Consider the following 7,288-nt stretch of genomic DNA (forward strand, 5'->3'; position numbering starts at 1 on the left):
TCCGAAACGTATCGAGATCACGCGGCGGAATCGGCGCGTTCGAGAGCTATTGCGTAGCGCATCGCACGCCGTCCCCGACGGGTGTCCCCAGCGTCACCGTAAGCCGCCGCGAGCCGGTACCAGGCCCGCCAGTCCCGGGGGGCCGCCTCGGTCTCGGCCCGCCGGGTCTCGAAGAGCGCGTCGGCGGCGGCGCGGTCGATCCGGCCGGAGGGGCGTCGCGGCAGCTGCGTCGCGACGTCGGCGGATTCCGCTGACAACTGGCGGCCCAGCCGTTCGGCCGCCCGGCCGAACTGCAGCTCCCGGACGACGACGGCCACGCCCACCACGGGCAGCAGCAGGACGCCCACGCCCATCCCGCGCGCGGCCCAGCTGTCCTCGGTGAGCAGCTGGACGCCCCGCCAGCCGATCAGGGCGAGGTAGAACACCGCCGCGACGACCAGCACGACCACCACGTGACGGGCCTTCACCGCCGCGGCCCCAACGGTCCGGGCCTCACAGCTCGAGCAGGGCCTCGAGGCCCACGGTCAGGCCGGGCCGGTCGGGCGTGCGGCGCACGCCGAGCAGCACCCCCGGCATGAAGGAGGTCCGGTCCAACGAGTCGTGACGCAGGGTCAGCGTCTCGCCGGCGCCGCCGAAGAGCACCTCCTGGTGCGCGACGAGCCCGGACAGCCGGATGCTGTGGACGGGCACCCCGCCGACCCGCGCGCCGCGCGCCCCGGGCAGCGCGGACGAGGTGGCGTCCGGGCCGGCCGGGTCCAGCCCGGCCTTGGCCCGGGCCCGCGCGACCGCCTCCGCGGTGTGGGCGGCCGTCCCGCTGGGGGCGTCGAGCTTGCCCGGATGGTGCAGCTCGACGATCTCCACGGACTCGAAGAAGCGGGCTGCCTGGGCGGCAAAATGGATCATGAGCACCGCCGCGACCCCGAAGTTCGGGGCCACCAGCACCCCGACCCCGGGGGCGTCGGCGAGCCAGCCGCGCACGGTGGCCAGCCGCTGCGCGTCAAAGCCGGAGGTGCCCACGACGACGTGCAGGCCGGCGTCGACGCACCAGCGCAGGTTGTCCATGACGGCGTCGGGGCGGGTGAAGTCGACGACGATCTGGGCGGCGCGCAGGGCGTCGCGGTCGTCCCCGGCGTCGGCCGCGGCGACCAGGGAGAGATCGTCAGCGGCTTCGACGGCGGCGCGGACCGTCGAGCCCATCCGGCCGCGGGCGCCGAGCACACCGACCCGCAGGCGCTCGGGGGCGGCGGGAGCGGAGCTCATGCCGCGACCACCCGCGCGAAGTCGTGGCCGTCGAACGGGCCGATCACGCCCAGGGCGAGCGGACGGGTGAGCAGCTCGGCGGCGACGGCCCGGACGTCGTCGCGGGTGACCGCGTCCACCCGGGCAAGTATCTCGTCGACGGAGAGCAGCTCGCCGTGGACGAGCTCGCTCTTGCCGATCCGGCTCATCCGCGAACCGGTGTCCTCCAGGCCCAGCACCAGGGAGCCCCGGCTCTGGCCCTTGGCCCGGGCCAGCTCCTCGTCGGTGACGCCCGCCGTCGCCATCAGCTCGAGCTGCTCGCGGCAGAGGGCGAGCACGTCGTCGGCGCGCCGCGGCGCGCATCCCGCGTACACGCCGAACAGCCCGGCGTCGGCGAAGTGGGAGGCGAACGAGTAGACGGAGTAGGCCAGCCCGCGCTTCTCCCGGACCTCCTGGAACAGCCGGGAGCTCATCCCCCCGCCGAGGGCCGAGGACATGATTCCCAGGGCGAACCGGCGGTCGTCCTGGCGGGACATCCCGACGGTGCCGAGCACGACGTGCGCCTGCTCGGTGGGACGCCGGTGGACCACCACGCCCGCGGCGTCGGGGTAGGTGTAGGAACCGCCGCGCGCCGCCGCCGGGGCGCCCAGCCCGCCCAGCCGGTCGGCGAAGGCCGAGGTGACGAGCGCGAGCGTCCGCTCATGGTCGATGTTGCCGGCGACCGCGACCACCATGTCCGACAGGGTGTACCGGGAGCGGTAGTACTCGGCGATGGTGTCGCGCTCGAGGTTCTCGATGGACTCGGTCGTGCCCAGCACCGGGCGGCCCAGCTCGGTGTCGCCGAGCAGGGCCGCGGAGAACACGTCGTGCACGACGTCGCTCGGGTCGTCGTCGTGCATGGCGATCTCCTCGAGGATCACGCCGCGCTCGGCCTCGACGTCGTCGGCGGTGATCAGCGAATGGGAGATCATGTCGCTGAGCACCTCGACCGCGTCGGCGAGGTCGCTGTCGAGCACCCGCACGTAGTAGCAGGTGTACTCCTTGGTCGTGAAGGCGTTGAGCTCACCGCCGACCGCCTCGATCGCCGCGCTGATCGTGAGCGCGTCCCGGGAGGGAGTGCCCTTGAACAGCAGGTGCTCGAGGTAGTGGGAGCAGCCCGCCGTCAGTGGGCTCTCGTCGCGGGAGCCCACCCCGACCCAGATCCCGATCGCGACCGAGCGGACCCCGGGGACCTGCTCGGTGAGCACCCGCAGCCCACCGGGCAGCATCACCCGCCGGACCCCGCCGGACAGCAGCTCCTCGCCCGCCCTGATGACAGCCGTGTCGGTCACCGGCGGCGGTCAGGCCCCGACCGGGACGCCGTCGGCGTCCTCGACCACGGGGCTCAGGCTGATCTTCCCGCGGCTGTCGATGTCGGTGATCTCGACCTGGAGCTTCTGGCCGACCTGGACCACCTCTTCCACCTTCTCCACCCGCTTCCCTCCGGAGAGCTGCTTGAGCTTGCTGACGTGGAGGAGCCCGTCCTTGCCCGGGGTCAGCGAGACGAACGCGCCGAAGGTCGTGATCTTGACGATCGTGCCCAGGTAGCGTTCCCCGACCTCGGGGAGCTGCGGGTTGGCGATCGCGTTGATCGCCGAACGAGCGCTCTCGGCGGAGACGCCGTCCTGCGCGCCGATGTAGATGGTGCCGTCGTCCTCGACGGTGATCTCGGCCCCGCTGTCCGCCTGGATCTGATTGATCATCTTGCCCTTCGGGCCGATGACCTCACCGATCTTGTCTACCGGGATCTTGACGGAGATGACCCGTGGCGCGTGGGCGGACATCTCGTCCGGCCCGTCGATGGCCTCGGCCATGACGTCGAGGATCGCCAGCCGCGCGGCCCTGGCCTGCTGGAGCGCGCCGGCGAGGACGGTGGCGGGAATGCCGTCCAGCTTCGTGTCGAGCTGGAGGGCCGTGACGAACTCCCGCGTCCCGGCGACCTTGAAGTCCATGTCGCCGTAGGCGTCCTCGGCACCGAGGATGTCGGTGAGCGTGACGAACTGGTCACCCTCGCGGATGAGCCCCATCGCGATCCCGGCGACGGCGGCCTTGAGCGGGACACCGGCGTTCAGTAACGACAACGTGCTCGCGCAGACCGACCCCATACTGGTCGACCCGTTGGAGCCCAGCGCCTCGGAGACCTGCCGGATCGCGTACGGGAACTCCTCCCGGCTGGGCAGCACGGGCAGCAGCGCCCGCTCGGCCAGCGCGCCATGGCCGATCTCGCGCCGCTTCGGCGAGCCCACCCGGCCGGTCTCCCCGGTGGAGTACGGCGGGAAGTTGTAGTTGTGCATGTAGCGCTTGGTGCGGTCGGGGTTGAGCGTGTCGACCGTCTGCTCCATCCGCAGCATGGCCAGGGTGGTCACGCCGAGGATCTGGGTCTCGCCCCGCTCGAACAGCGCCGAGCCGTGCACCCGGGGGATGAAGTCGACCTCCGCCGCCAGCTCGCGGATCTCGGTGACCCCACGCCCGTCGATGCGGACGCCGTCGGCGACGATGCGCTGGCGCACCAGCTTCTTGGTCAGGGCGCGGTAGGCCGCGCCGATCTCCTTCTCCCGGCCCTCGAACTGGCCCACGACCTTCTCCGCGGCCAGCAGGCGGACCCGGTCGAGCTCGGTCTCCCGCTCCTGCTTGCCCGCGATGCGCAGCGCCGCGGCCAGCTCGTCACCGACCGCTATCGTGAGCGCTTCCAGCACGTCGTCGTGGTAGTCGATGAACAGCGGGAAGTCACGGGTGGGCTTGGCTGCCCGCTCGGCCAGTTCGCGCTGGGCCCGGCACAGCTCCCGGATGGCGGGCTTGGCCGCCTCCAGGCCCGCGGCCACGACGTCCTCGGTCGGGGCGGACGATCCCGCGGCGAGCAGCGGGATCGTCTGCACGGTGGCCTCCGCCTCGACCATCATGATCGCGACGTCGGAGCCGTCGTCGAGGACGCGGCCGGCCACAACCATGTCGAAGGTGGCCCGCTCCAGCTCCGCGTGGGTCGGGAAGGCGATCCAGGTCCCGTCCACATAGCCGACCCGGGTGGCCCCGACCGGGCCTGAGAACGGCAGCCCGGCCAGTGTCGTGGACGCGCTGGCGGCGTTGATCGCGACCACGTCGTAGAGCGTGTCCGGGTCGAGGGCGAGCACTGTCGCCACGATCTGGATCTCGTTGCGCAGGCCCTTGACGAACGACGGCCGCAACGGGCGGTCGATCAGGCGGCAGGTCAGGATCGCGTCCTCGCTGGGACGCCCCTCCCGCCGGAAGAACGAGCCGGGGATACGCCCGGCGGCGTACATCCGCTCCTCGACGTCCACCGTCAGCGGGAAGAAGTCGAGCTGCTCCTTGGGCTGCTTGCTGACCGTCGTCGCGGACAGCACCATCGTGTCGCCCAGGTAGGCGACGGCCGAGCCGGCCGCCTGGCGGGCCAGCCGGCCCGTCTCGAAACGGACGGTCCGCTGGCCGGCGGCACCGTTGTCGATGACTGCCTCGGCCGAGATCGTCTGGTCTTCTACTGGCACCATTCCTCCTCCACATCGGCCGGGTCCGTCTCGCCGAGGAGGCCGGCGCTCAGTCGAAGCCCCCGGGTCCACCGTACGACCGCCTCGTACGGCCCAGCACCCGGGCACCACCACCGAGGACCGACAGCTCGCACCGTCACGGACCCGGTCAGATCAATGGAAGCGACATCGCCTCACATACGACATCGCTTCCCCATCGCTATCCCCGCCTCCGCCGCTACCGCCGCAGCCCGAGCCGCTCGATCAGCGACCGGTACCGGCTGATGTCGGTGTTGGCGAGGTAGTTCAACAGCCGCCGCCGGCGCCCGACCAGCAGCAGCAGGCCCCGCCGGCTGTGATGGTCGTGCTTGTGCATCTTCAGGTGCTCGGTCAGGTCACTGATCCGCCGGGTGAGCATCGCCACCTGCACCTCGGGGGAGCCGGTGTCCCGCTCGACCGTGGCGTACTCGGACAGGATCTGCTGCTTGACGTCGCTCGCGAGCGGCATGCGAAACCTCTTTCGTCACCGGGCGGGATGCGCGCCCGGGGTCTTCCCCACCCGGGCTGACGGACACACCACGCTCGTCTGGTGTCGAAGCTTACCAACCCAGCGGGTACTGCCCGACCTGCGTCCGCCGGCGTCCCACGGCTACCGGTGCCCCGGGCCCGCTACCGCGATGATCTTGCGGGTGGCGGTCACGTCGGCGGCCATCTGGGTGACGAGGTCGCCCACGGAGTCGAAACGCAGGGTCGGGCGCAGCCGTTCGGTGAACTCGAACGCCAGCTGGGCGCCGTAGAGATCGCCGTCGAAGTCGAGCAGGTACGCCTCGACCCGGCGGTCGGCGCCATCGAACGTGGGGTTCGTCCCGATCGAGATCGCCGCCGGGTGACGCGCCGGATGACGCTCGGTGGCCCGCAGCACGTACCCGGCGTAGACGCCGTCCGCCGGCACCGCCGCGTACCGGGTGGTGCGCAGGTTCGCTGTCGGATATCCGATGGTCCGCCCGCGCGCGTCCCCGTGCACCACGGTCCCCTCGACCCGATGGTCACGGCCGAGCGCACGCGCCGCCGTCGCCACGTCACCCTCGGCGATACGAGCCCGAATGTGGGTGGAGGAGAGCACATGGTCGTCCTCGCGCACGAGCCGGACGCCCTCCACCGCGAAGCCCGCCGCCTCGCCGGCGCGGCGCAGGCTCTCCAGGTTCCCCTCCGCCCGGTGGCCGTAGGTGAAGTTATCGCCGACCACCACCACACTCGGCCGCAGCCGGGGCCGCAGCATGCCGTGGACGAAGTCCGCCGCCGGCATCAGGCTGAACTCGGGCGTGAACGACTGTACGCACACGGCGTCGGCACCCAGGCGGCCCAGCAGTTCGATCTTGAAATCAGGAGTGGTCAACAACGGTGGGTGACTGCCTGGACTGATGACCTCCGCCGGATGCGGGTCGAAGGTCAGCACCAGGACCGGCTCGCCGGCCTGACGCCCCCGCTCGACCGCACGGGTGATGATCTGCTGGTGGCCGCGGTGGACGCCGTCGAAAAAACCGATCGTCACGACACCGCCGGGCCAGTCGTCCGGCGTATTGCGCACCTCACGCCACCACTGCACGTTCAGAAGCCTATCGGGATCTCCGCGGGCCCAGGGGTGGAAGGCGGCGTGAAAACCACCAACGGCCGGCCGGCCCCCGCGGTGTCCTGGGCCAGGGCGAGCAGCTCACCAGCAGGGCCGAAGACACCATAGAGGCCGGGCACGCCGAACGGCGGCAGCCGGCGGCCATGAGATATCGCACCTGCCTCGTCGGCGTCGACCTGGCGGCGGGGGAACAGCGCGCCGACCGCGCCGGCCAGCGGACGCAGCGCGGCCGCCCCCCGCTCGGCGAGGGTGTCGAGCGTGACCGCCCCGGCAAGGCCGAACGAGCCCACCGACGTCCGCCGCAGGGCGGTGAGGTGGGCGCCGCAGCCCAGCGCCGCGCCCAGGTCGCGGGCCAGCGCCCGCACGTAGGTGCCGCTGGAGCAGGCCACGGCCACGTCGAGATCCGTCCCGCGGCGGGCGAGCAGGTCGAAGCGGCTCACCGTCACCCGGCGCGCCGCCAGGACGACGTCCTGCCCGGCGCGCACCCGGGCGTAGGCCCGCACCCCGTCGACCTTCACCGCGCTGACCGCGGACGGGACCTGGTCGATCTCACCGGTGAGCGCCGCCATGGCGGCGGCCAGGCGCGGCTGGTCGGCGGCCGCCGCCTGGGCGACGGCGTCGTCCGCGACGGCGAGCGCCTCCCCCTCGGCGTCGTCGGTGGTGGTCGACACGCCGAGCCGCACCGTCGCCTCGTAGACCTTGCCCGTCAGGGCGAGATGACCGAGCAGCCGGGTGCCCCGGCCGACCCCGAGCACCAGCACGCCGGTGGCCATCGGGTCGAGCGTGCCCGCGTGGCCGATCCGGCGGGTGCGCAGTATCCGGCGGGAGCGGGCGACCACGTCGTGCGAGGTCCAGCCCGCCGGCTTGTCGACCACGACCAGGCCTTCCACAGCCGGGCCTT

Annotated in this window: 7 protein-coding genes; all 7 read right to left on the reverse strand. The window is 72.2% G+C overall.

Annotated elements, in window-relative coordinates:
• Positions 1-17 precede the first annotated feature (17 nt).
• Positions 18-452, reverse strand: a complete 435-nt coding sequence (locus AC5LSR_RS01635) for a hypothetical protein (RefSeq protein ID WP_493468071.1) — start codon at positions 450-452, stop codon at positions 18-20.
• A gap of 40 nt (positions 453-492) precedes the next feature.
• On the reverse strand, positions 493-1,260 hold the full coding sequence (gene dapB / locus AC5LSR_RS01640; RefSeq protein WP_250282253.1) for a 4-hydroxy-tetrahydrodipicolinate reductase: 768 nt from the start codon (positions 1,258-1,260) through the stop codon (positions 493-495).
• Positions 1,257-2,570: a M16 family metallopeptidase gene (locus AC5LSR_RS01645; protein WP_250282251.1), complete on the reverse strand. Its 1,314-nt coding sequence runs from the start codon at positions 2,568-2,570 to the stop codon at positions 1,257-1,259. The genes dapB and AC5LSR_RS01645 overlap by 4 nt, the downstream gene beginning before the upstream one ends.
• A 9-nt stretch (positions 2,571-2,579) precedes the next feature.
• A complete protein-coding gene (locus AC5LSR_RS01650) occupies positions 2,580-4,781 on the reverse strand; it encodes a polyribonucleotide nucleotidyltransferase (protein ID WP_250282249.1) in 2,202 nt (733 codons plus the stop codon).
• A 214-nt stretch (positions 4,782-4,995) separates the two neighbouring features.
• Positions 4,996-5,265: a 30S ribosomal protein S15 gene (gene rpsO / locus AC5LSR_RS01655; protein WP_250282247.1), complete on the reverse strand. Its 270-nt coding sequence runs from the start codon at positions 5,263-5,265 to the stop codon at positions 4,996-4,998.
• Positions 5,266-5,406: 141 nt separating this feature from the next.
• Positions 5,407-6,363 (reverse strand): bifunctional riboflavin kinase/FAD synthetase, encoded by a 957-nt coding sequence (locus AC5LSR_RS01660; RefSeq protein ID WP_250292386.1) that lies wholly within the window; start codon positions 6,361-6,363, stop codon positions 5,407-5,409.
• Positions 6,364-6,365: 2 nt separating this feature from the next.
• A partial coding sequence (gene truB / locus AC5LSR_RS01665; RefSeq protein WP_493468072.1) for a tRNA pseudouridine(55) synthase TruB occupies positions 6,366-7,288 on the reverse strand: 923 nt, incomplete at its 5' end.

The sequence above is a fragment of the Protofrankia sp. CiP1_Cm_nod4 genome (genome assembly GCF_982290645.1).

What these genes read in the sequence shown, in the direction of transcription:
- rpsO (WP_250282247.1), bottom strand. Translation starts at nt 5,265, where the DNA reads ATGCCGCTCGCGAGCGACGTCAAGCAGCAGATCCTGTCCGAGTACGCC.
- AC5LSR_RS01650 (WP_250282249.1), bottom strand. Translation starts at nt 4,781, where the DNA reads ATGGTGCCAGTAGAAGACCAGACGATCTCGGCCGAGGCAGTCATCGAC.
- dapB (WP_250282253.1), bottom strand. Translation starts at nt 1,260, where the DNA reads ATGAGCTCCGCTCCCGCCGCCCCCGAGCGCCTGCGGGTCGGTGTGCTC.